The following is a 20,535-nucleotide window of genomic DNA, read 5'->3' as shown; positions in this document are numbered from 1 at the left end:
CCCCCAAGCATGCTAATATTTTTAGCACAAAATCCACTGCCGTGAACCATTATTTTTGCACACTCCTTCCACCTTAAAGCAAAACCCGAACAACTGTTTTTTTTATTTACCTAATTGATAATCAATATTTTGTATTTTAGCCATGTCCTTGAAAACCAAAGTAATAGACATCAAAACCAAAGAAGAAATCTTTCCAGACAAAGTCTCACTTGAGGAGTTGCGAAAAGTTTGGAATGATAAGAACCGGGAGTATACCGAGGAAGAACTAGAGAGAATAAGAAACTGGCTCTATTCAATGGCTGAGGTGATTGTAAAAGTAACCGCAAGAGTAAAACAAAACTATAAACTGATCCAAACCACTACTGAACATGAAAACACGCAAAGCCATTCTGTATGTAAGAGTAAGCACAGACGAGCAAGCTGAAAAAGGACATAGCCTTGCCCACCAAGAAGAACGTCTGAGAAATTACTGCTTGCACAACAATATTGAAGTCGTTGCCTTTTTCAAAGAAGACCATTCAGCCAAAAGTTTCGAGCGACCACAGTTCAAAAGACTTTTGGAGTTTATCAAGAACAACAAAAAGTTAGCTGATACACTACTGTTCCTGAAGTGGGACCGCTTCTCCCGCAATGCAGCAGACGCTTATGCGATGATCAATCAGCTAATGAGATTGGGTGTAGAGCCACAAGCAATGGAACAGCCGCTAAATATGGAAATTCCAGAGCATAAGTTTATGCTGGCCATCTATTTGGCTGCTCCAGAAGTAGAAAATGACCGAAGGGCGCTTAATATCCTTGCTGGCATGCGAAAAGCCATGAAAGAAGGCAGATGGATGGGAGGCGCTCCTAAAGGCTACAGGCGGAGTAGAGATGAAAACAATAGGCCCTGTATTATTCCATCCAAAGAAGCAGAGCTAATTCGATGGGCCTTTGAACAAATGGCTACGGGGAATTATCACATAGATGAGCTGCGACGAAAAGTAAATAAAAAGGGGCTTACCACTCAAAGAGCTGCCTTTTGGTGGATGATGCGCAGCCCCGTGTATATCGGAAAAGTCATTGTCCCTCCCTACAAAGACGAGCCGATGATGATTGTACCAGGGCAGCATGAACCTATCATCTCTGAACGGTTATTCTACGAGGTACAGGATTTATTGGAAGGAAAGAAGCGAAGAGACTTGCCTGCACACTACTCGCAGAAAGAAGATCTGCCGCTTAGAGGGTACTTCAAATGCACCGCTTGTGGTAAGAATTTAACCGGGAGTGCATCAAAGGGCAATGGGGGCAAATATTATTACTACCACTGTAAAAATGGGTGCAAAGAGCGCTTTAGAGCCACAGAAGGCAATAATTCCTTCTACGAATACTTGGATGAAATCAGCGGTAATGAAAAAGCAATAACATCTTGGGAAAGGATTCTCAGGGATTACTACTTAAAAGACAACAAAGAAAAAAAGGGGGAATCAGAAAAAGTGGCCAAGGAACTGGAACTGCTCAGAAAACGCCTGGATAATGCACAGATGATGACCCTCGACGGAGCTTTAGACGCAACTGAATACAGGAATATCAAAGCTAAATTGGAACCTGAAGTAGAACGATTGCTTCGGAAACAAGCAGAACTTAACTGTAAGGAAGACAATGTAGAAGAAATCCTGGAGTATGGTTTTCATTTTCTAAGGAATCTTCCGAAACTCTTTGCTGTAGCCACTTTGGAGGAAAGATCTATGATTCTTGGTTCGACCTTTCCAGAAAAGTTGATTTTTAAAGATGGAGTAGTTCGAACCGCTTGTCCTGATAGTGCCATCTCGGAATTAATCAAGCCTGGCAAGGATTTCAGAGGAAATAAAAAAGGGAGTGCAAAAATTTTTGCACTCCCTTCCGGTCAAGTGGAGGTGACGGGAGTCGAACTAATAGATTTACTTGCAGATTTAAAGCAACTTCAATCTTTAATGTAATTTGCAAAAAGTAACTTTTTACTCGAAACGTGGCAATAAAAAGGCTCAACCAGAAGTCTTTTATCAAAATCCTTCTTCCACAAGCCGCTTCACATCCTCTTTGTTATAATAAACCGTCCCGCCGATTTTCTTTGTTCGGATTTTCTTGGCAATTCTTAAAGAAACCAGCTTGTTCACCGAGCAACCCAATATTTTTCTAACGTTTGCGGTTTTATAACCTTCGACACCACCGGAAGAAGTGTCTTTGCTCTGTTGAAGAAGTGATTTTATATCCTCCAACAGTTGTGTTCGAAATACTTGCAAATCCTCTCTTGTCACGATATCAACACCCATAAATAGAATTTTTGTGATTGTAGGATATGAAATGACTTTTAATTAATTCCACATGAAAGCAGAGAGCCTATAACTATACCCCCTTTTTCTTTTTAAACCTTGTAAGTCTGCCTTGATATAAATAAGTAACGCTTTTATACATCACGACAAAATATTTAGTTGCACCGTGCTCCTGCGGAAAGAGTTCACGGATGGATGATATTTTATATAGCCAGAATCCTGAAGGTCATTCATGCACTTGTTATAGGTTTGCCTAGATCTGATTTTCGCATCCCGCATTATGGCTTGTCTATTGATGATAATAGGATTGGTACCACCGACCATGCTCCACTGGTTTAATATAGCCATGTAAAGACAGACATGAGTGGCACCTATACGGGCGTCATCAGCAGCAACCAAGTAGAAGCTAGAAAGTGGCGTAAACAGTTCCATGGTATTTTAAATACTTTAGTCACCAGGATTTGAAATAGGACGCCGTTTTTTCCGCTTTTTACGAACGTCATCACTGTAACGATGTTTACCTGTTCCTTCCTGGCTAGTTAGTTCACTGTGCTTTTCACTCCTGCGTTTTACCTGCAGTTTCCTTTCCAGCCAACGGTTTTGTAAAAAACGAAAGGCCTCATCGGCGGAAATGATACTCTCATCTTGAAGGAAGAAACGCTGGCTTATTTCATCTTTTACCTTTCCCGAAAGAGAGGTGCCAGTAAATTCCTGATACTCGGTTCCGGCCCAATACTTTTGTTTGAGCCGTAGAGCAGCTTCAGCGCCACCAGTCTTTTCTAACTTAGCTAAATCACGAACGATGCCTTCGATGGCTTCCGCTTCTGCCCATATTTTTCTCTCCTCAGTAGTACTGGCTTCGGCACTTCCCGAACGCAATACTTTTTGCCAGTCGACTTCCACCATTCGATGGTTCAGTAAAGCAAGGTTAATTCCGTCTATCTCTTCTGCTAAGGCAGCCTCTTTTTGTAGCACCGCATCATAAAAGTCTAAGACATAATTGCCGGTTCCAGTCTGGCGTGTGATGCAAAAGTGGAAAATAGCTTTTTCACTCCCCTTCTGTAACACTCTCGAGACTACAAACTGCGGCGGCTGGAAACAGATCCGCTGCACCAGATATGGCAACACGCCCTCAAACCCAACTCGGTGGATTTTCTCCGCTAATTCGTTTATGTTTTGTCTGTTCATATAATCTAAGTTGATATACCAGCATGAAAGGAATGGCCCTCAAGCCATTCCCAACCCCTTTTTATTGCCCTCTCTTTTTTTCGGCAGCAGTGAGCTGTTGTATTCTGGCTTTTGTTTATCTGTTTTTGACTTCTGTTTTACCTCCTTATTACCATCCTTATCCGTTTTCACCTCTTTGCCGTTTACCTTTCCTTTTCCCTCAACGCCATACATAGCAAGTTCTTCTTTCGGCACCCGTTTCAATTCGCTGTTGTACAGATTGATGGTTTTGTACTGTGGATTGGCCTCCACAAACACTCTTATAGCGCCACCATCTTTTTCGAAGGCGACCGCCTGCAGGTTTCCTTTCTGCAACGACGACAAGAGAATGTCAGCTAAATCAGGCTCCTTCATGTCACGGATGGGAAACTTGCCCAACGCTTGCTTCAGGTCATATCCATACGCCTCGTGAAACTGTTTCATCTCGTGGTTGTTGTTCTTATCCCGCTTTTCAAAGTCGATCTGTAGCCAAGCATGATACTTCTGGCCATCTTTGTTTTCCAACTCCTTGTACACAGCACGGCCTTCCAGTAAGTTATACGCCTCCTTAACCGTAACCCCTTTGCCTTTGTTGAGGTAAAAAGCCTGGTCCTTGGTTTCACCATTGGAGCGCTGAAGCGTCGCATGATAGCTGTTGAAAAAGTACATGTCTCCTTTTTCTGACTTGCGGAAACTAAGGACGGCCGAAAAGGCCTTTTTGTTGATTCCTGCATCGAACGACAAATGGAAAGCCGGTGCACCTGCTTTCATCTGCTCTTTCAAAGCCTCACCAAGTCCTTCTCCAAATCCCATGTATTTCAAGTTGTCCTTCAGGTACTCAAAATTTTTCTCATTCATAAAACTCGATTTTAATTGTTGATAAGATTGATTAGGTGTAATGATGTTTTCAGGGGAAATAGGAAAGGTTTGTATGACCCTGTGCTGGCTCTCTATCGAAGTGTAATCGGAAAAGTGCTGCTTATACCGCACTTCCGGCCAGTATTTAAACATTAGCAGCTTGGCCACTACTTTGCCTTCTTTCCAGGAGGCAAGCCGCTCCAGTGCAGCGTTTGTGGCCTCCATGTAACCCGTAATGCGGTCGTATTCTTCCTTGGTTATTTTTTCCGTCCAGTTTTCGCTCAGAAAGAAGTCATAATACTTGTCTACCTGCTTTAGATTTTGTTCTAACACGAGGACATCAATATCTCTGATGCTAACCCTCGGTATTTCAACTCTAGTCAGAGAAAGGTCAAACCCGGCAAGGGAGTAGTTTCCAGTTTCACCTCTTTGAAATTCCAAACCGTACAAGAGGTTGTCTTCACCAACTGAGCGGCTATAAAAAAGATGAAAAGAAGGCGCCACTGTATGCCTATAATTTTCGAGTTGCCAAGCTGTTCTTCCGGAAAAGCCTAGCTTTTCCAGCGTCTTTTGCAACTCACATATGTTTTCCTCGCTCATCGCTTCACGTTTTTAATCCAGTGGCTTTGCCTTAAGGAGATGCTTACCTTTTAGCTTCAGCAGAAGGTTTCGGCTGCCAGCCGCTTCCGTCATTTCAATCATTAAGTATTTTCCCTCGGGGATGGTCAGTTTGGGAATTGCGATTACAACTCTTTGTACACTGTCAGCCTTCACAAACGTTTTCTCGCCTTCAGTGAGTAAGGGTACAATCTCTCTTTCTTGAACCGCTGTTCGCTTACTCCTTGCTTTATCCCGTACATAAAGCCGAAACTGGTCTGTGTCGTAGTTGATATTCGAACGGTTTTGGAAGCAGAAACGGAGAAACATGACATTCTCCTTGATAAACACACCCACAACGGACATTGATATGCCAGCTGACTTTGTGCTTAGGTAAAGGTTTTTATCAGCACTCAGCGAGAGTTTGGCATAGTGAGCTAAGCTGCCATCGTTCAGGGTGCCTGAACCATTATGTTTATGCACATAAGTCTGTGACTTTTCCGAAACACTGCCCAGGTCTACACTGACATAAGCAGGATTAGGATTATAGCAAACAAGAAAGGAATAGAGCTTTCCATCACTGGTGATAACACTCATGTTGGTTTCTTCAAAGGCCTTCTGGTCCGCTTTTACTCTCAAGATGTTTTCAACCCCAACAGCTTTCTGCGCCAGGATAGCGGCACTTCCCCTGTCAATAGAGACAATGGAAAAGGGGAAAATTAAATGGGTTGTTTTGTTATAGCCCACCTCCAGGCTATAGGGCTGAAGAATGGCCGAAGAAGCAAACGGCCGTATGGTTTGTGCATTTGATTTGATTGCCATGCACACGAGTAAAAGGGCAAAAGCACACAGATATCGATTCATAACACTGGATTTAATTGTTGATTGATTGTTACTGCTGCTGATTTTCGTCTTTTAGAAGCACCTGGTAGCCGGTTTTCAGCGTCACTTTTACGAGCTTCACGTTTTTGGAAAGGAGCCCCTTTGCGGCTTGGACACCGGCTGCTGTTGCCTGAGCTTTGAGCGAAGGGTCAAGTGTTAGAAGGCCAACAGATTGGAGACTTTGTTCGGCGGTGCCTTTTGCCACGTCACGGGAAATCAAACCGGGTACACCAATCCCTTCCAAGCCATCTAAATCGTAAACATTTAGCGAAACCGGGTACAAGTTTTCTTTGTACCGAATGGACGGAATGGAGACTTTCAGTCTATTCTCTGAAAGAGCCGCTGTACCGAAAACAAAGGTTCCCTTGGAAATCAGCACTCCCCCTACATATACATCCGTCAAAAGGCGCAGTTTTATCGTAGAGCCGGAAGAAACGGCACCATCTTCACCAATGGCGGCCATAACAGCATTTGCATCCTTTGCTTCGTCTGTATGTTGGCTCTTTTCGTCCAGAAACGTGTTGTGCTGATTCGTGTCGCCATTTCTATCTACAGACCCAAGTAGCGACGCCTTGACCTCCATTTTATACGGACTTACCGGGTAAACGCCTTTCTTGTTTTGCGCCGATTGTTCCTTAAGCTTTTCCTTAACCCGTTCAGGATGCTGAATGTCAAGGATACGTTCCATCATTCCGTTTAATTGTGCCAGTTCCGGGTCAGGTTCATTTTTACTCTGTGCGTTCTGCATCATGCCGGCAAGTCGTTCTACATCCTCCGTTGCCACTATTTCTTTTCTGCTTTGTAGACCAATCCCATTTACTTTTTTTGTGGTAGAAGCCTGGGCCTTAAGTGCACCGTTCAACTCCGCTAGCTTCTGATAAACTTTGGCTTCATTCGGATCCTTTACAGAAATTGAATTGGGAGGTGTCGGGTCATAGACATGTCTGGCCTTTTCAGCAATTGTGAGTGAAGCGTCTGGGACGTTTTTGTCCTGGCGGAAAGAAAAATCTACCGTGCTGTCGGAAACAGGAGTATCCTCCTTTTTCTGCGACTCATAGAAGCTAAGCTTCGTCTTGTCTCTATCATCACCTAATTGGGCGCTCGGGAGTTGTAGGTTTAATCCATCACTGTTCGCTTTGGCGGTGGAGTTTTCTCCTTTACCACCTCCCGTTGCCCAGAAGGCCATCGTAAAGAACGGAATGACTAGCAAGGGCAGTATAAGTAGTGCCTTGCGTTTTCGCTGAAGATTTGTTAGCTGAACGTTCATATGCCTTTTTTTATGTTGTTCGTAATAGATGTTTTCCAAGAGTGCTAATGTGTCGAGGAGCTTTGGATGTCTTTGTAGTAAACTGTCAAGGCGCACCTTTCCAGAGGGCGTCTTCGCTAAGCTGTCAAGCGACAGTCTAAGTCTTCGGAGACGTAAAAAATCCTTGTCTGTAATCGTCGGCTGTTGGAGAGGCTGTGGTGCCAATGGTATGGCTTGTATTGATGTAATCCGGAAAGGCAATGCTTTTTCTTTAAGAGCGCTGATAATTAGATAAGCACTTGACGAAAGAAAAAGAAGACAAAAGAGACCTAACAATAACTTCAATCTTCGAGGAGGAAGGCAACTTGATTTGCCCTGCAAGTACGCTGCCGACCAAATCAGCTTATCATTTAACTGTATTAAGGCCTTCAGGAAAAAGGATGGCACTTTCCGGTCGACAGCTTCCTTCTTTTTCGGTTTCCAGAGCATGGCTATCGTTTTTCTGTTTTGAGGTCATGATTGTCGAGGATGCGCCATTTTTCAATCAGGAAGCCATGAGGATTGTTGTCAGACCTCGTAATCGACCGCAGAAACCCTTCTGTTACCAGGGAGCGCATGGTGATTGCACTTGGCCGGGTAATCCGCTGCGTTGCCCAGCACCGGAAAGAATAAGGCGCTACGTCAAGGTTGAGAGAAACACTATCCACCGTCACTTCCTGGCTAACATTACCCGTAATGATGCCGGTGTAGTAGTTGTTTTCCTTCAGGCTCTCATAGATGCTCTTGGCAGAGCCATCGGCCAAATACAATGCTCTCGTGATATTCGTTTGAATGGCTTTTTCGTCCGGAGCCAGTGTAAAGAACCACTGGTGAAACGTACGCACATGGTCTCTTGCTTCAACTGGAATGTTTTCCTTACGGTCACTTGCAAAAGCTTCAATGGCCTTTCCGTTCGCCAGCACATATATGTGCGATTGAATGTTATCTGCCAAGTGGTAGCTTTTGTACGTTACAAAACCGGCCAGTCCAACCACACAAACAATAATGGTGACAGAAAAGAGCCGAACCTGTCGAAAGGCGGTATCTATATTCTTTGCTTTCTGAAACATTACTCTTTACCTCCGCTGATTTTATCTTTGAAATAGTTGCTAACGGCACTTCCTGTAGCCATGCCGGAGTTTATAACGGCCGGCACATTGCCATAAATATCTTTCACCATTGAGGCTCCGCCTTGCAAAACCGTCTGTGCCGAAGAGGTAGCAGAAGAACTGAAGACAGAATTCACCTTCTGCAAAAGAGCATTACCACCTCCTGCATGAACTATATAGTTGGCTACTGACGGTACAGTGAAGTAGCCGATGATGCCAATAATCATGAAAATGAGGTAGGCAGTGTCGGCAGAGGAGAAAAAAGTGTCACCGGTGGAACTGATTTCCTGAATGTCCATGGCGATCATTTTTTCCTGCACCTTGCCGATAATGGAACCAAAGATGTTGGCCACAGGGAGCCATAGAAAAATATTGATATAGCGAGCTATCCAGACGGTCAGCGTATGCCCAAAACCATCAAATACTGCCATTCCAAAAGCGAGAGGGCCAAGAATAGCGAGAACAATCATGTAAAAGGTTCGTATGGTGTTGATGCAGAGGGCTGCTGCCATGTATAGAATGTGCAACACTTCACTTAGCCATTCTTTGATGGAGTTGCGGAAATTGTAAGATGCCTTTGCCATGGCAAATTTCACGTCATTGCCAATGGACTCTATCCAACCTTCATTGTCACCAGTAGGGTCATCTGGGTGGGTGTACTTGTACCATTTATCCCTGTCCCCGCTACCTGTCTCACCAACGTACATCTGCCAAACGGTGGTTTGCTTAATAGCCTCCTCTTTTTGTTTCAGCAAAACAGCAATCGATTTGTCCGAGTTGGTGACCATAGCACCTGTAGCTGTGACTGTGGGCTTCATGACGCCATTAATGAGAGATATGACAGAAGGAAAGATGATAACAGCAAAGCCAATCACAAAGGGGCGAAACAAAGGATAGAAGTCTATTGGTTCCGCTCTGGAAATATGGCCCCAAACACGGGAGGCAATGTACCAGGTGGCAGCAAACCCAGCTATGCCCCTCCCCACCCCTATTAACTGGCTGCAAAGCGGCAGCATCTCGTCATAGAGTTGTTCCAACACCTTCTGAAGCCCACCGATTTCATTGGCAATCCCTTGCGCCTGACTTAGTTGGGGCAAAAACATCCCTGCAGCTATGCTAAGCACAGCTTTTACATATATTTTCATATTGTCTACTTACTTGTTGATGGAGAAAAGTTTCTTTTGCAATTGTGCATCTGCTGATGCCTTTGCCCGCTGGAGGGCCAGCAATTTTGTATCTTGATTGAAATGCCGAAGAAAGGTTAACTGGTCGGAAGCTTCTTTCCAGATGGCGTCGATTGATGTCAACCGCTCATCATCAGACATACGGAGCTTTCCGTCTGTAATTACCATAATCAGCGCTTCTATATTTTTGACGCTTTGGTTGAAAAGATTTTCAAAGACAGTTTTCATATACGTCAGCTCTTCGACAGAGAAAAAACCACTGCTGGCGAAACGACGATAAGCTGCTTTGTACTCTTTCACCAGGCTTATTTGTGCGCTAACGATATCCGTGATGCGCCTGTAGTTTCGTACCGCGGAACTTACCTCTAATAAACCGTCAAGAAAGGCTTCATGGATGTTGAAGTTTCCTTGTGACAGGTTCTTGATGGTCGAGTATCCTTGAGAAACGATTTCATAACCTTTTTTCAGGTCTTCTAAAATATTCTTAAGCTGCGCCAGCTTCTCAACGTTTAAAAGCAGCTGTTGCACTTCTTGGGCCTGGCTGTGTGCTTCCCTTGAAAGAAACATCGTGAACATCATAAATAAACCAACAACACACTTTTTCATACATCACATTTGAATTGCTCAATAAAGCGACCTTAGTCTTTGTGCATCGATTTGCTCCCTCATCCTGTTCAGCGCCATTGTTGCCAAGTTGTTTCTAAATTGTCTTAGGAAAACATACAGATCCTCGGTGCTTATCAGCAAAGCCTGGAGCCGCTTCAGCCTTTCGTCATCCGCCATTTGATAGTTACCGTCAGACGTGAGCAATACCGCCTCCTGTCCTATAGCCGTACTCTCTTTCATCACATTATTCAAAACCTTGGCGAAATATCCTTTCTCGTCAGTTGTAAACTCACCGTCATTTAATAACCGCTTTCTACATTCAGTATTTATACGTTGGATTGCAGTTTGTAACGAATTCATACGTTGCAATACTTTGCTGTCCTTTACACCTTCCTTTACCTGGAGCAAAGAGGTAAAATGTTCCTGATGGAGGGCCAAATCACTCTCTTTTAGGTGGCCGATAGTCTGCAAACCACTATTTGCCAAGTCATAGCCCTTCTTTACAGCGCTACCATAGATTCGCAAAGCAGATAACTGTTCCACCAAATACTTGATTTGCGTTTTCTTCTGGCGAAACCACTCGTCCCAAGTTTGAGCGCTTGCGCCTAGGGCAATACAAAGCACTGCCATGGCAGCCATGACCTTTTTCATTGTCTTTCACGTTTTGTAAGTAAACAATTACATTCCGTATAGCCTTCTGACTGCTGCTATTTCCTCTGCGTCTTTCGCTCTCTGGAGGGAAAGTAGAACATTTTGAAAATTGAAAGCTTTCAAGTCAGTGTAATTCTGTTGCATGGCATCTGAAGCCGCATTAATTAACTCCATGCGTTTTGCATCTGTCACCTGAAGTGAGAATGATTGAATAACCAAAATCACCTGTTCTAAGTTCTTCAAGCTCTCTGCCATAATGCCCGAATAGACTTTTCCCATGTATGTTACCTCTTCAGGCGTAAAATGCTTGTCCTGCTGTATACCATTCCAGGCACGTTTATATTCCTTTACCAACAGGATTTGCCGGCTTGTGACGTCTCTCACCTTATGATAATAGCTCACGAGATCCTTCACCTTCCAAAGCTCCTCGAAGTAGTCCCGGTACAGATTACGCTGCTTTTCCACCCAATCTGAAATTTCGTCCAGGCGAAGTTTCGACATGGTATTCTCCACCGCTTTCTGTGCATTTTGCAACCAGATTACCCGGTTTTGCAGTCGCTGAATTTTTAAGTCAACGGCAATAATCACCTTTTTAATCCCTTGCTGAATAATGACAGTTATCGGGTCTTGAGCTAGCAACCGGCTCTGCGGACATGAAATTGCAATAATCACAACGCACAGTATCAATCTCACCTTTTTCATAAATTTCTTATCCCTTACCAGGAAGGATTTTTGTATAAATCATTGTTCCAATCATCAGTTGACTGCCGTCGGCCGATAGGGAATACACTCTCCCATGTTTTTGCTCTTTCAGCTGGCTGCTCTGGGGCTCCCAAATCGCAGTGGCAAACTCCTGCTTTGACTCCTTCGGCCTGGTTCCTTTCTCTGTTACTCTTTGGTAACTAACGCTCCTTTTAATAGAGTACATTGATTGCTGGCCTGCAATGGCGTTGATGGAAAGCGTATCATCGGCAACGCTAAACTCACTCTTCGATTGCGCCACATAGTTTCCTTCAACGGTTCTTCCAGGCAGTTGGCTGCTTGTATTTCCACAAGAGAGAACAACCGGGATGACGAGCAAAGACAAAAAACCAAGTTTCATAAACCAGAATTTTATATGATTGAATTAGAATTTGGAGTTTTTCATTTCCTCTGCAAGAACTGCAATTCCCTTTCGCATACTTCCCCATTTTTTAGCGTAAGCAGCCACTTTAATTTTCTCTTTTTCCTCGGTAGTGTACGTCAAATATTCTTCCAAAGACACTTCCGTACGATAAACTTTTGAAAGAACTCCACCAAGAGAAATAAAGACTTCTTTGTACCGTTTTGTTACGTCGTTTGCCTTATTGACGGAGAGCACCAATGCCTTTTCTTTATCTGTCAAACCCAGTAATTCCTGAATTTGGTCAAATTTGTTCTGGTACTTCGACTGGTCCAACAGGATTTTGCAATCGGCGTTGTTGATAATAGCTTGCTTCACCACCGGTGATGAAATAATATCTTCTACTTCCTGTGTCACCACGATGGCTTCACCAAAGAACTTTCGAACCGTTTTGAACAGGTATTTGATGTACTCCGCCATTCCTTCCCTCGCAATAGCCTTCCATGCTTCTTCAATCAATATCATTTTCCGAACACCTTTCAGGTTCCGCATTTTAGAAATAAACACTTCCATGATTATAATGGTCACCACCGGAAAAAGTATGGGATGGTCCTTGATGTTGTCCAGCTCGAAGACAATAAATGGCTGCCTTAACAGGTCAAGATTTGCCGAGGCATTCAGCAGGTAATCGAACTCACCACCTTTGTAGTAAGGCCGCAACACGTAGAGGAAGTTCGAAATGTCAAAATCCTTTTCCTTTACCTTGTCCTCTTTCAAGATTTCTACGAACTGGGTTTGCAGGAAATCGTAAAAAGTATTGAAACAGGGAAAAACTCCCTCGTTATTGTCAAGATGCTTGTAATAGAGCTGCAAAGCGTTGGAAAGTGCTACGTACTCGCTCCGGTTGTAGTTTTCGTTGTCTTTTTTCCAAAGAGCCAGTAACAGCGTTTTGATGCTTTCCTTTTTCTCTGTGTCCAGCAAATCACCTTCTTCGATATAAAAGGGATTGAACCTGATGGGATTCTTTTCATCGTAAGTGAAATAGTATCCTTCCACCAAATCACACAGCCCTTTATAGGAATGGCCTACATCCACCAGAACGATATGCGTTCCTTGCTCGTAATAAGAACGGACCATGTGATTGGTGAAGAAGGATTTACCGCTGCCGCTGGGACCTAAAATGAATTTGTTCCGGTTTGTGCAAATGCCTTTTTGCATCGGTTCATCCGATATATCAACATGAACGGGTTTGCCGGTCAGCCTGTCTCCCAAGCGAAGTCCAATGAGTGAAAGTGAAGACTGGTAAGCCGTTTCCATGTTCAGAAAGCAACAAGCCTGCTCCACAAAGGTGTCAAAGGTGTCGTTCATCGGAAATTCCGCTTCATTCCCTGGTATGCCAGCCCAGTGGATTTGCGCAGCTCCATCCACTTCCTGCTTCGGAACTGCATCCATCTGGGCCATGGCACTTGACACCAGGTTCTTGAGGTCCTTCAACTCCTCTTTTTTATCTGTCCAAACCGTTACATTAAAGTGTGCCTTCACTGGTAAACGCTGCCCGGATAAAGCTTCATTCAAAAATTCGTTGATTGCATCCTTCACAATGGCGTTCTCCCTTGAATAAGCCGCCAGCGACTGGAGCCGAAGCCGTTTGCTTTCGAACTTGTTTATCGTTTTTGCAGCATCCTCCACAAAAATGTATTGGTGAAAAATGTGGTTACAGGGCAGCAACTGTCCAAGCGGCGACGTAAAACCAATGGAGAATTTCGTCCGGTCTGTTGAATAACGGTCATAATTGATGCGAGAGCCACAGAATGCCGGCAACTCCTGTGCATCCGAAAGCGTATAGTACTGTACGTGTTGGTCACCTATTTTTACCTCGTCCTTTAGCACAATGTCTTTGATGGCAACTTCCTTTTCATCGGGGAGCAAAAAGCAGTACCGCTCAACCGCACCGGCCTTGTTCTCCAAACTAAAAAGCTCTTTGTTCGTTAGGCGTTGCAACTTTACAAACCCGCTATCCTCCACAATCTGCTTGAATTGGCCACAGGCGTCCTGAAAATCCTGAAGAAAATGCTGCTTAATCGCTTGCTCCGGCACAATGCTTCTGCGAAGAAGATTTGACAAAAGCGAATTCACCGATTTTCTACCCGATGCCTTCTTTGTGAGAAACAGGTAACACGTATGTTCCAGGAATGGCCGTTCGTTGAAAAAACGTTCGCTACTAAGAGAAAGGAAGCTTTTGTCATCTTTGGAGAAGTCAGGCCGGTACTTCGATTGTATAAACCAATCTTGTTTGTGAAAAATGCTATGCTTAGGAAGAACCTTGATAGCCTTTACCCAAGCCTGGTGGAGCCCTTCGAAATCTCTATCGGACAAAGTAAACAGTTCCGGTAGGCTTACTTTGAAGCCAATTGTAATGTCCCCATGCTTTGACAGGATAGCATTATGCTCGACCTCCATGATAGGAAGCATCTCATATAACAACCTTTCCATCACTTTTAAGTTTTGACTATTTCACTTTACAAGGAAGTATTTCCGACTGTAGGCTTTTAAAATGGTGGGCACTCCTTTTTTGGCTATTTTTTTCATCATTCCATGTTCGCCGTATTTGTGACTAAGGCCATAAATGTGGATAAAAAGTCCTGCGCCCAAGAGTAAAATCAGGCCCAAACAAATAAAAGGATTAACACCACAGATATACAAGAAAGCGAAAAGAACGAGCAGAACTAACAGACCTCCACCCAAATACCAGATGTACTGTGCTTTCAAGCCTTTGAATTCAACCGGCTTGTTGATGTTCTTGTTGATATTGTAAACAACTGACACCGGCTAAAGCTTTACACACCAAAGAAACTTCTGATCACAGTAGCCACAACAACGAGGAACACACAGCTTCCAAACCAGGCTGCCGCTACTTTGCCCGTATCATGGTCACCGCTGTTCCATTTTTGATAAACCTTTACGGCACCGATTAGGCCGACGATGGCACCAACGGCATACATCAGGTTTGTGCCTGAAGCAAAGTAAGAACGCACTTTTGTGTTAGCTTCGTTTATACCGGCGTTGCCATCTTGAGCGTAAACCGCAGCTTGCAAAAGGAACATGGCACCAAACAATACGGGGCGTTTCCAACTATTTTTCTTCAAAAAAATCTTTCTCACATTTTTCATATTCATGCTTTTTGATAAATAACAGATTTCAATTTCCAGAATACTCCCTTAGTGGCCCCACCTTACGGGGCAGGGCCAGGGAGTAGCTCCAAGTTCACCATCCAACCCACACACGCACCACATCATCAGCATTCAAGTGAACGGAACACAGATATTCGCACTGGTTGACAATTACGTTTGTCACTGACTCTTTGTATTCTGAAGTCGAGATTGCAGGAAATTTTTTTAGGATAGAATACAAAGCGTATAGCATCTCTTCTTTGATGCATTTGCTTCGCTTTGCCTCTTCCAAGTAGGCATTGATTTCGTCCATGCAAGTATAAACAGCATGTTCGATGGTGTCGGCCGACGGACGTTGAAATTCTTCGAAATTGTCGAACAGAGAAGATTGCTGAACAGCGTCGGAAAACGAAACAGCGCTGTCTGGGGATGTTGAAAGGAAAGGACTTTCCTCATTGCGCTTTGAGTCTTTTCTCCACTCAATTGAAAAATCCTTTCTGAAGTAGAGCAGGTAAATAACCAGGTAATAACCTGCTGTAAGTAGGGCAATAGTTATCCAGTAGCCTTGCCAGCTAATATTGTTGAACATAACACACGATTTTCAAACTACACAAACAATATCGTCTCGAAGAGACCCGCTACACTTTGCTTAGAACGCCTTGTTCTTCATCGTTCTTTGGCTGGGGTTTCCAGAAAGTGCCTATCAAGCAACAAACTGCAATAAGAGCCGTAAACATGAGGGTAAACATGGGAAGTCCTTGTTCTAGTGTTCCCCAGTTGTAATGCGCTTTATCATTCTGGAAAAAGAAGAAAACGGAAGCAAACAGTAAGGCAATTCCAATTACGTTTAATATCTGCCTTATAAAAATATTCCGTTTCAGTGGCAGATGATAGCTGATGATTAATGCCAGCATACCGTAGAAGCCTAGGAGCGAATGAAGCACACCATGCAGAAGGCCTAAAAGGATGTACATGATGTAAAACCCACCAATGCTTTCTCCACTGATAATCATAAACGAGAAACAGAATATCAACGTATATGGATGCGATAGTATTCGAAAGAGTTTCATAGCTATAAATTTACTTAATTACATGGACCATTGCTGCCACCGGCATAACCTTTTATAATATCAATTGTAATGTTTTTCTTCTCCGGGTCATTGTTATTGACCATCTGCTGCAGTTTATTGTAAAGCCCCTGTGGCGTTCGGGTACTTTGGGTCATTGGGCTGTCCGGTAAGCCATAAAGCGGTATTTCCAATTTGTTTGTCCGAACGCTGTTGAAGATGTCCAGTGCCCAATCCGTACAATTGTACTGGTCAATATCATAGTTCAGGTTCGAAAGCTGTTGAATGCGCAGTAGCACGGTAGACAGTTGGGCAGGTGTCAAACTCATGTACAGAGAGGCATTAAACTCGTGCTTTGCATTGTCAACAAGTTTCCCTGCTGTTGGCGCATAGGTCATCGACTTATAACCGGACTTCGGATAAAAGCCTATGTTTTGCGTCACATGCTGCGTTCCATTCGACTTCGAAATCGTGATAAAAGTGTGCCCAGGTGACATGGTCGAGAAATCAAAGAATGCATTCGGGTTGTTGTCTACAGGAATATCACTGGATATTTCAATATAACACGTTGAACCGGCATCAGGGATATTACTAAAGCATTTAACGTATTTCTGAACGTCGATAGCCGGGTTAACATCCTGCGACTCTTTATCAATTAGTACAACCGGGTCGTTGGAACTACCACCGCCAGTTGAGCCGCCACCTCCACCACCGTAGCCGCCACCTCCGTTATAAGGATCGCCTCCACCACTTCCGCCGGACAATGGGCCATAATAACCACCCCCGCCCCCACCTCCATCTGCAAGGAGTGCCTGTAGCATAAACATGTTGGACCAAGAGTAGCCATAATCTGCTGTTCGGACATATGTGATGATAACTTCAGGCATCATTTCTCCCTGTGGCTCCTGTGAGGCGGTTCTGTAGCTATTCTGCCGATGGAAACCGGTGATGTATCCATCAACTATTGGAGATTCAATTGCAGCTTTCCTATCCAAAGAAGTTATTGAAACGCTTCCGTCCCAACGCTTTCTTTTTAAAGGGTTACTATCATCCTCGGTCACTTTGCCCTGCAGATGGATAATCTTTCCTTTCTCAATTTTCCCTTTTTCATTTGTTTTGATAAAAACAAAATCTTCTTGGGAAACTTTTCCTTTGAATGGTATTCTAAGAGCATAGAAGCTGGTGCTGTCCACGCTTGAACGAGTAGCTTTCGAAAAGTCCAAGGCCGCAAAGTCTGTAGCGCTCAAGCTATCTTGCAAAGCTTTTTTGGCGGTTTCCAAATAATCATTGTTACTCGGCTGCAAATCCTTTTGACAGCTTACGACAAATAGTGCAACAAGTGCGATGAGTAAGATTTGTTTCATGGTGTGGGTGTTTTCTGGTTTCTGATGTAAAAATAGATTGGCTAAGAGGCGATTAGAATTAAAAATGGATAAGAAATTAGATGCGTGCCCGAATTTTGCTCATGGTGACTTCCGTAATTCCCAGATAAGATGCAAGATGCTTTGCCGGAACTCTCAATAATAAGTCCGGGTGGTGTTCCAGCAAATACTCATAACGTTCCTGTGAACGTTGCATGCGCAAAGAATAAAGTCGTTGCTCACTAAGTATGTAATACCTCTCGAGCAGCACTCTGCCAATAAAATTGAATTCAGTAAATTGCTTGTAGATGAATTGCAATTCATCGTAGGTAATGTAGTAGACCAAGCAATCCTCTAAAGCCTGAATAGCCTCATAACTCGCTTTCTGCTGAAAGAAGGACTCAACAGAAACAATCACATCTCCCTCTTTCATGAACCAGGAAGAAACTTCATGATTTTCCTTTATGTAAAAGCAGCGAAGCAGCCCTTTTGCAATAAAACAGATTGCACGAGAGACGTGACCAGCTTTAAGAAGATAGTCTTTTTTTGCGAGGTGCTTTTCCTTCAGCGTAACAGACAGATACCGTTTAAGTTCGTCACTCATCGGGTGAATCGACTCCAGGAAGCGTAATAACTCCAACATGGTTTCGCAAGTTTGGTGCAATTCAATAAGGTTAAAGGGTCTTCAAATTGTAGACACAAATTGAAAGGCAACGTCTCTTTAGGGTAGCAGTTCTTTCGGGTTTACACCCAAAGCTGTAGCAACTTTATTGAGGTAGGAAATGCTGAAGTTTACTTTACCGAGTTCCATGCGTAGCACCTGGCTGTAATCCACTTCACAATCATTTGCCAGCTCCTCTATCGAAACATTCTTTTTGTTCCTGATTTCTCGGATCCTTTCGCCAACCTGCTTCATGAAAGTTTGATCTTTAAAGTATTTCCGGGGCGAATGTTTCTTCACTTTTCAAAGTGAAGAGTTCATGATAACCGAAACAAGGGAGAATTCTCCCTACGAACCATTAATTATCCGAATTTAATTGCTTTTGAAACAGATATGTTGAGCAATTACTGCAGTTTCTGAAGGTAGCTAAGCAAACACACAGGCCAAAACATTAGCCACCTTCTGCTTCCCACAGCAAGAGCCATTCGTGCCTCATGCCACTTGCACTGGTTGCAGCATTCTGTCAAGGCAGCGTAACTATTATTCCTATTGCCTGCCTTTTTAGTCCTTCATTGGCCTTTTTACGATTGCAGATTGATAACTTTATACAAAATTCAGCGATTTGACTTTTTTCCGTACAACCATATTGCTTTTATTCACCTGCCTCTTTTTTGCCTGTTCAAAAAACGGCAGTACAATCGGTACAGAAAATACAAAAGACACCACCGCACCGGCTATAACTATCACATCACCTACCAACAACCAAATCTTTTCTTCTGGTCAAACTATCCAGGTAACCGCATCCGCCACTGATAACAACAAAGTATCAGAACTCCACATCCATGTACTGAACAAAGAAACTGGCGCTTTGCTTCGTGACATTCATTCCTATCCCGATGCTAAAACGGGAACCGTGCAGGACGCCTTTACTGCACAAACAGGCCTTTCTTATATCATTAAGATTATTGCCTTTGACCCATCGCAAAACCTGGCAACAGCTCAAGTGGATGTGTCAACCAACTAAGCAACCGTTGCTGCTACTTCCAAACGTTCAAAAAACTTCTTTCAATGCTAAACAGCCAGCTTACGTTCGACATCCGCTGCGCATTCCCTGCCAGTTTGAAGCGGTAACCCACGTTTAGTTTTGTGTTGCTGAAGAAAATGAATTGCAGCGCCGGGGCAGCATCAACATAGTAGCTTTTGTGGTCCAAGGCCTGTTGCGCCAACAGTTCACCATAAAGGTTGACATTCACTTGCCGGTAGCTGGTATAGCGACGGGGAAGCACCAGGTAGCCACCGGACAGCGAATAGTTTAGCGTCTGGTAAATACGCCTGGGTATATAAACCGTTTCGTTGAAGCGTGAACTATCCAGCACTTGTGTGTGGCTGAGGGTGCCGGAAAGTGCAAACCGGTTCCAAAGTTTCGTTGCAATCATTCCAAGCCTTACGCCACTTTTGTCACCCGTCAAATTCGTTTCATCGTAGTGAAAAGGTGCCTTGGTATGTGAAGCCTGGACGAAAGCCGCCATGCGAAAATGCCGGTGCACTTCATCAAGAGAAAGACAACGGTATTTTGCTTCCACAAACAAGGCTTCCTGCTTTACCTGATAAGTGTGCATGTTGGAAACGCTGACCCCTGCCATTGCTGTCAGTTTTCTGGAAATGCCTACCTCCGCATCCAGCATCAGGCGATGAGCCGGCCGGCTGTACACCCTGTCATACGGCATATAATGGTCAGAAAGTTTTAGGTTTAACGAACGGGCCGCCAGTCCCGAAGCCGGATCTGTAAACACAAATAGTTCTTGTGCCGCTGTTTTCTGGACGATGCCAACGAAAAGCAAGAGAAAATACTTGTACATAATCAACCAAAGACTGCCTGACAGTAAAGGAAAGAGACAGCCATCATATTACCACCTTGTAAATTCGACTGCCATCCGGGGAAAGGGTTTTGGCACTGCATTTTTGCAAAGAGTTACCACAGTATTTTTTAAAGGCTTTTGCCGAGAGAAAATCCTTTTCCGTCAGTGTCAGGGTGTGTTCGCCTTTTAAAACGTTCGCTCCTGCGTCCATTAACTGAAACTGAAGGGAGCCAATTTTTACGGGACTGTTGCTTTCTACAGGAACATCCCCAAAATCAGCCACTACCTGCAAACGGGCCACCGAAAAGCCGGCATCCTCAACCTGTTTTTTGATTTGTTCCAAATCCACAAAGCTGTTTTCCCGAAAGACCAGACGAAATTCTTGGCTGTTTAAGTCCGGTTTTACCGCCCCAATAAAGGAAATTTTCTCCAGGCTTTTTTGAACGGTTTTCGAACAAAGGGCACAGGATAATCCACCGACCTGCACCTCGACAGCTTTGAGCTGACCGAGGCCCCGCAGCGAAACAAAGGTCAGTAACAGAAAAAAAGCAGTTTTCATTCATTTAAAGTTACAAAGGAAATTCCGGGACATACTCACCCATTAGAACGTTCGGTGGGCATGGTTATTTTGCATAAATCAGCAACCCGG

Annotated in this window: 23 protein-coding genes; 2 read left to right on the top strand and 21 right to left on the bottom strand. The window is 43.8% G+C overall.

Annotation, left to right across the window (positions count from 1 at the left end; all coding sequences use genetic code 11):
* Positions 1-368: 368 nt before the first annotated feature.
* Entirely contained in the window at positions 369-1,955 is a 1,587-nt protein-coding gene (locus D6024_RS20980) for a recombinase family protein (RefSeq protein ID WP_121356778.1), read from the top strand.
* 63 nt (positions 1,956-2,018) lie between these two features.
* Here D6024_RS20980 and D6024_RS20975 read toward each other — a convergent pair whose 3' ends face one another.
* From D6024_RS20975 to D6024_RS20880, 19 genes are all read right to left on the bottom strand, one after another.
* Positions 2,019-2,288 carry a helix-turn-helix domain-containing protein gene (locus D6024_RS20975; protein ID WP_121356777.1) on the bottom strand — a complete coding sequence of 90 codons (270 nt, stop codon included), beginning with the start codon at positions 2,286-2,288 and terminating at the stop codon, positions 2,019-2,021.
* A gap of 447 nt (positions 2,289-2,735) precedes the next feature.
* The gene (locus D6024_RS20965; protein ID WP_121356775.1) at positions 2,736-3,476 is read right to left on the bottom strand and encodes a hypothetical protein; all 741 of its coding nucleotides are present in this window, start codon (positions 3,474-3,476) and stop codon (positions 2,736-2,738) included.
* Between the two features lie 39 nt (positions 3,477-3,515).
* Positions 3,516-4,685, bottom strand: a complete 1,170-nt coding sequence (locus D6024_RS20960) for a hypothetical protein (RefSeq protein ID WP_162944912.1) — start codon at positions 4,683-4,685, stop codon at positions 3,516-3,518.
* A 279-nt stretch (positions 4,686-4,964) separates the two neighbouring features.
* On the bottom strand, positions 4,965-5,813 hold the full coding sequence (gene traN / locus D6024_RS20955; RefSeq protein WP_121356773.1) for a conjugative transposon protein TraN: 849 nt from the start codon (positions 5,811-5,813) through the stop codon (positions 4,965-4,967).
* 28 nt (positions 5,814-5,841) lie between these two features.
* Positions 5,842-7,566 carry a conjugative transposon protein TraM gene (traM, locus tag D6024_RS20950; protein WP_121356772.1) on the bottom strand — a complete coding sequence of 575 codons (1,725 nt, stop codon included), beginning with the start codon at positions 7,564-7,566 and terminating at the stop codon, positions 5,842-5,844.
* Between the two features lie 2 nt (positions 7,567-7,568).
* The gene (traK, locus tag D6024_RS20945; RefSeq protein ID WP_121356771.1) at positions 7,569-8,186 is read right to left on the bottom strand and encodes a conjugative transposon protein TraK; all 618 of its coding nucleotides are present in this window, start codon (positions 8,184-8,186) and stop codon (positions 7,569-7,571) included.
* Entirely contained in the window at positions 8,186-9,370 is a 1,185-nt protein-coding gene (traJ, locus tag D6024_RS20940; protein WP_121356770.1) for a conjugative transposon protein TraJ, read from the bottom strand. Before traJ ends, traK begins: the two co-directional genes overlap by 1 nt.
* A 9-nt stretch (positions 9,371-9,379) precedes the next feature.
* Entirely contained in the window at positions 9,380-10,015 is a 636-nt protein-coding gene (locus tag D6024_RS20935) for a TerB family tellurite resistance protein (RefSeq protein ID WP_121356769.1), read from the bottom strand.
* Between the two features lie 18 nt (positions 10,016-10,033).
* Positions 10,034-10,666 carry a hypothetical protein gene (locus D6024_RS20930; protein ID WP_121356768.1) on the bottom strand — a complete coding sequence of 211 codons (633 nt, stop codon included), beginning with the start codon at positions 10,664-10,666 and terminating at the stop codon, positions 10,034-10,036.
* Between the two features lie 27 nt (positions 10,667-10,693).
* Positions 10,694-11,368, bottom strand: a complete 675-nt coding sequence (locus tag D6024_RS20925) for a conjugal transfer protein TraI (protein WP_121356767.1) — start codon at positions 11,366-11,368, stop codon at positions 10,694-10,696.
* A 7-nt stretch (positions 11,369-11,375) separates the two neighbouring features.
* On the bottom strand, positions 11,376-11,768 hold the full coding sequence (locus tag D6024_RS20920) for a hypothetical protein (RefSeq protein WP_121356766.1): 393 nt from the start codon (positions 11,766-11,768) through the stop codon (positions 11,376-11,378).
* Between the two features lie 24 nt (positions 11,769-11,792).
* A complete protein-coding gene (locus D6024_RS20915; protein ID WP_262670737.1) occupies positions 11,793-14,240 on the bottom strand; it encodes a TraG family conjugative transposon ATPase in 2,448 nt (815 codons plus the stop codon).
* Positions 14,241-14,282: 42 nt separating this feature from the next.
* Entirely contained in the window at positions 14,283-14,594 is a 312-nt protein-coding gene (locus D6024_RS20910) for a DUF4133 domain-containing protein (RefSeq protein ID WP_121356764.1), read from the bottom strand.
* An 11-nt stretch (positions 14,595-14,605) separates the two neighbouring features.
* On the bottom strand, positions 14,606-14,938 hold the full coding sequence (locus D6024_RS20905) for a DUF4134 domain-containing protein (protein ID WP_205573342.1): 333 nt from the start codon (positions 14,936-14,938) through the stop codon (positions 14,606-14,608).
* 94 nt (positions 14,939-15,032) lie between these two features.
* Entirely contained in the window at positions 15,033-15,527 is a 495-nt protein-coding gene (locus D6024_RS20900; RefSeq protein WP_121356762.1) for a hypothetical protein, read from the bottom strand.
* A gap of 49 nt (positions 15,528-15,576) precedes the next feature.
* A complete protein-coding gene (locus D6024_RS20895; RefSeq protein WP_121356761.1) occupies positions 15,577-16,008 on the bottom strand; it encodes a hypothetical protein in 432 nt (143 codons plus the stop codon).
* Between the two features lie 14 nt (positions 16,009-16,022).
* Entirely contained in the window at positions 16,023-17,369 is a 1,347-nt protein-coding gene (locus D6024_RS27065) for a hypothetical protein (RefSeq protein WP_205573341.1), read from the bottom strand.
* A 76-nt stretch (positions 17,370-17,445) separates the two neighbouring features.
* Complete coding sequence (locus tag D6024_RS20885) at positions 17,446-18,009, bottom strand: Crp/Fnr family transcriptional regulator (RefSeq protein ID WP_121356760.1); 564 nt, start codon at positions 18,007-18,009, stop codon at positions 17,446-17,448.
* A 78-nt stretch (positions 18,010-18,087) separates the two neighbouring features.
* Entirely contained in the window at positions 18,088-18,282 is a 195-nt protein-coding gene (locus tag D6024_RS20880) for a helix-turn-helix domain-containing protein (protein ID WP_121356759.1), read from the bottom strand.
* A 367-nt stretch (positions 18,283-18,649) separates the two neighbouring features.
* Here D6024_RS20880 and D6024_RS20875 point away from each other — a divergent pair, with 367 nt between their 5' ends.
* Positions 18,650-19,051, top strand: a complete 402-nt coding sequence (locus D6024_RS20875) for an Ig-like domain-containing protein (protein WP_121356758.1) — start codon at positions 18,650-18,652, stop codon at positions 19,049-19,051.
* 13 nt (positions 19,052-19,064) lie between these two features.
* Here the strand turns inward: D6024_RS20875 and D6024_RS20870 are convergent, their stop codons facing one another.
* Positions 19,065-19,886, bottom strand: coding sequence for a hypothetical protein (locus D6024_RS20870; RefSeq protein ID WP_121356757.1), 822 nt, complete (start codon positions 19,884-19,886; stop codon positions 19,065-19,067).
* 43 nt (positions 19,887-19,929) lie between these two features.
* Positions 19,930-20,445, bottom strand: coding sequence for a heavy-metal-associated domain-containing protein (locus D6024_RS20865; protein WP_121356756.1), 516 nt, complete (start codon positions 20,443-20,445; stop codon positions 19,930-19,932).
* Between the last annotated feature and the right edge of the window lie 90 nt (positions 20,446-20,535).

Origin of the sequence: Flavisolibacter nicotianae (genome assembly GCF_003628535.1) — a bacterium.
GTDB classification, from domain to species: Bacteria; Bacteroidota; Bacteroidia; order Chitinophagales; family Chitinophagaceae; genus Flavisolibacter; species Flavisolibacter nicotianae.
This window is presented reverse-complemented; position numbering and strand designations above follow the sequence as displayed.

Excerpts from the sequence above, each read along its gene's own strand:
- D6024_RS20980 (WP_121356778.1), top strand. The coding sequence starts at position 369 with ATGAAAACACGCAAAGCCATTCTGTATGTAAGAGTAAGCACAGACGAG.
- D6024_RS20975 (WP_121356777.1), bottom strand. The coding sequence starts at position 2,288 with ATGGGTGTTGATATCGTGACAAGAGAGGATTTGCAAGTATTTCGAACA.
- D6024_RS20965 (WP_121356775.1), bottom strand. The coding sequence starts at position 3,476 with ATGAACAGACAAAACATAAACGAATTAGCGGAGAAAATCCACCGAGTT.
- traN (WP_121356773.1), bottom strand. The coding sequence starts at position 5,813 with ATGAATCGATATCTGTGTGCTTTTGCCCTTTTACTCGTGTGCATGGCA.
- traM (WP_121356772.1), bottom strand. The coding sequence starts at position 7,566 with ATGCTCTGGAAACCGAAAAAGAAGGAAGCTGTCGACCGGAAAGTGCCA.
- traK (WP_121356771.1), bottom strand. The coding sequence starts at position 8,186 with ATGTTTCAGAAAGCAAAGAATATAGATACCGCCTTTCGACAGGTTCGG.
- traJ (WP_121356770.1), bottom strand. The coding sequence starts at position 9,370 with ATGAAAATATATGTAAAAGCTGTGCTTAGCATAGCTGCAGGGATGTTT.
- D6024_RS20935 (WP_121356769.1), bottom strand. The coding sequence starts at position 10,015 with ATGAAAAAGTGTGTTGTTGGTTTATTTATGATGTTCACGATGTTTCTT.
- D6024_RS20930 (WP_121356768.1), bottom strand. The coding sequence starts at position 10,666 with ATGAAAAAGGTCATGGCTGCCATGGCAGTGCTTTGTATTGCCCTAGGC.
- D6024_RS20925 (WP_121356767.1), bottom strand. The coding sequence starts at position 11,368 with ATGAAAAAGGTGAGATTGATACTGTGCGTTGTGATTATTGCAATTTCA.
- D6024_RS20920 (WP_121356766.1), bottom strand. The coding sequence starts at position 11,768 with ATGAAACTTGGTTTTTTGTCTTTGCTCGTCATCCCGGTTGTTCTCTCT.
- D6024_RS20915 (WP_262670737.1), bottom strand. The coding sequence starts at position 14,240 with ATGCTTCCTATCATGGAGGTCGAGCATAATGCTATCCTGTCAAAGCAT.
- D6024_RS20905 (WP_205573342.1), bottom strand. The coding sequence starts at position 14,938 with ATGAAAAATGTGAGAAAGATTTTTTTGAAGAAAAATAGTTGGAAACGC.
- D6024_RS20900 (WP_121356762.1), bottom strand. The coding sequence starts at position 15,527 with ATGTTCAACAATATTAGCTGGCAAGGCTACTGGATAACTATTGCCCTA.
- D6024_RS20895 (WP_121356761.1), bottom strand. The coding sequence starts at position 16,008 with ATGAAACTCTTTCGAATACTATCGCATCCATATACGTTGATATTCTGT.
- D6024_RS27065 (WP_205573341.1), bottom strand. The coding sequence starts at position 17,369 with ATGAAACAAATCTTACTCATCGCACTTGTTGCACTATTTGTCGTAAGC.
- D6024_RS20885 (WP_121356760.1), bottom strand. The coding sequence starts at position 18,009 with ATGTTGGAGTTATTACGCTTCCTGGAGTCGATTCACCCGATGAGTGAC.
- D6024_RS20880 (WP_121356759.1), bottom strand. The coding sequence starts at position 18,282 with ATGAAGCAGGTTGGCGAAAGGATCCGAGAAATCAGGAACAAAAAGAAT.
- D6024_RS20870 (WP_121356757.1), bottom strand. The coding sequence starts at position 19,886 with ATGTACAAGTATTTTCTCTTGCTTTTCGTTGGCATCGTCCAGAAAACA.
- D6024_RS20865 (WP_121356756.1), bottom strand. The coding sequence starts at position 20,445 with ATGAAAACTGCTTTTTTTCTGTTACTGACCTTTGTTTCGCTGCGGGGC.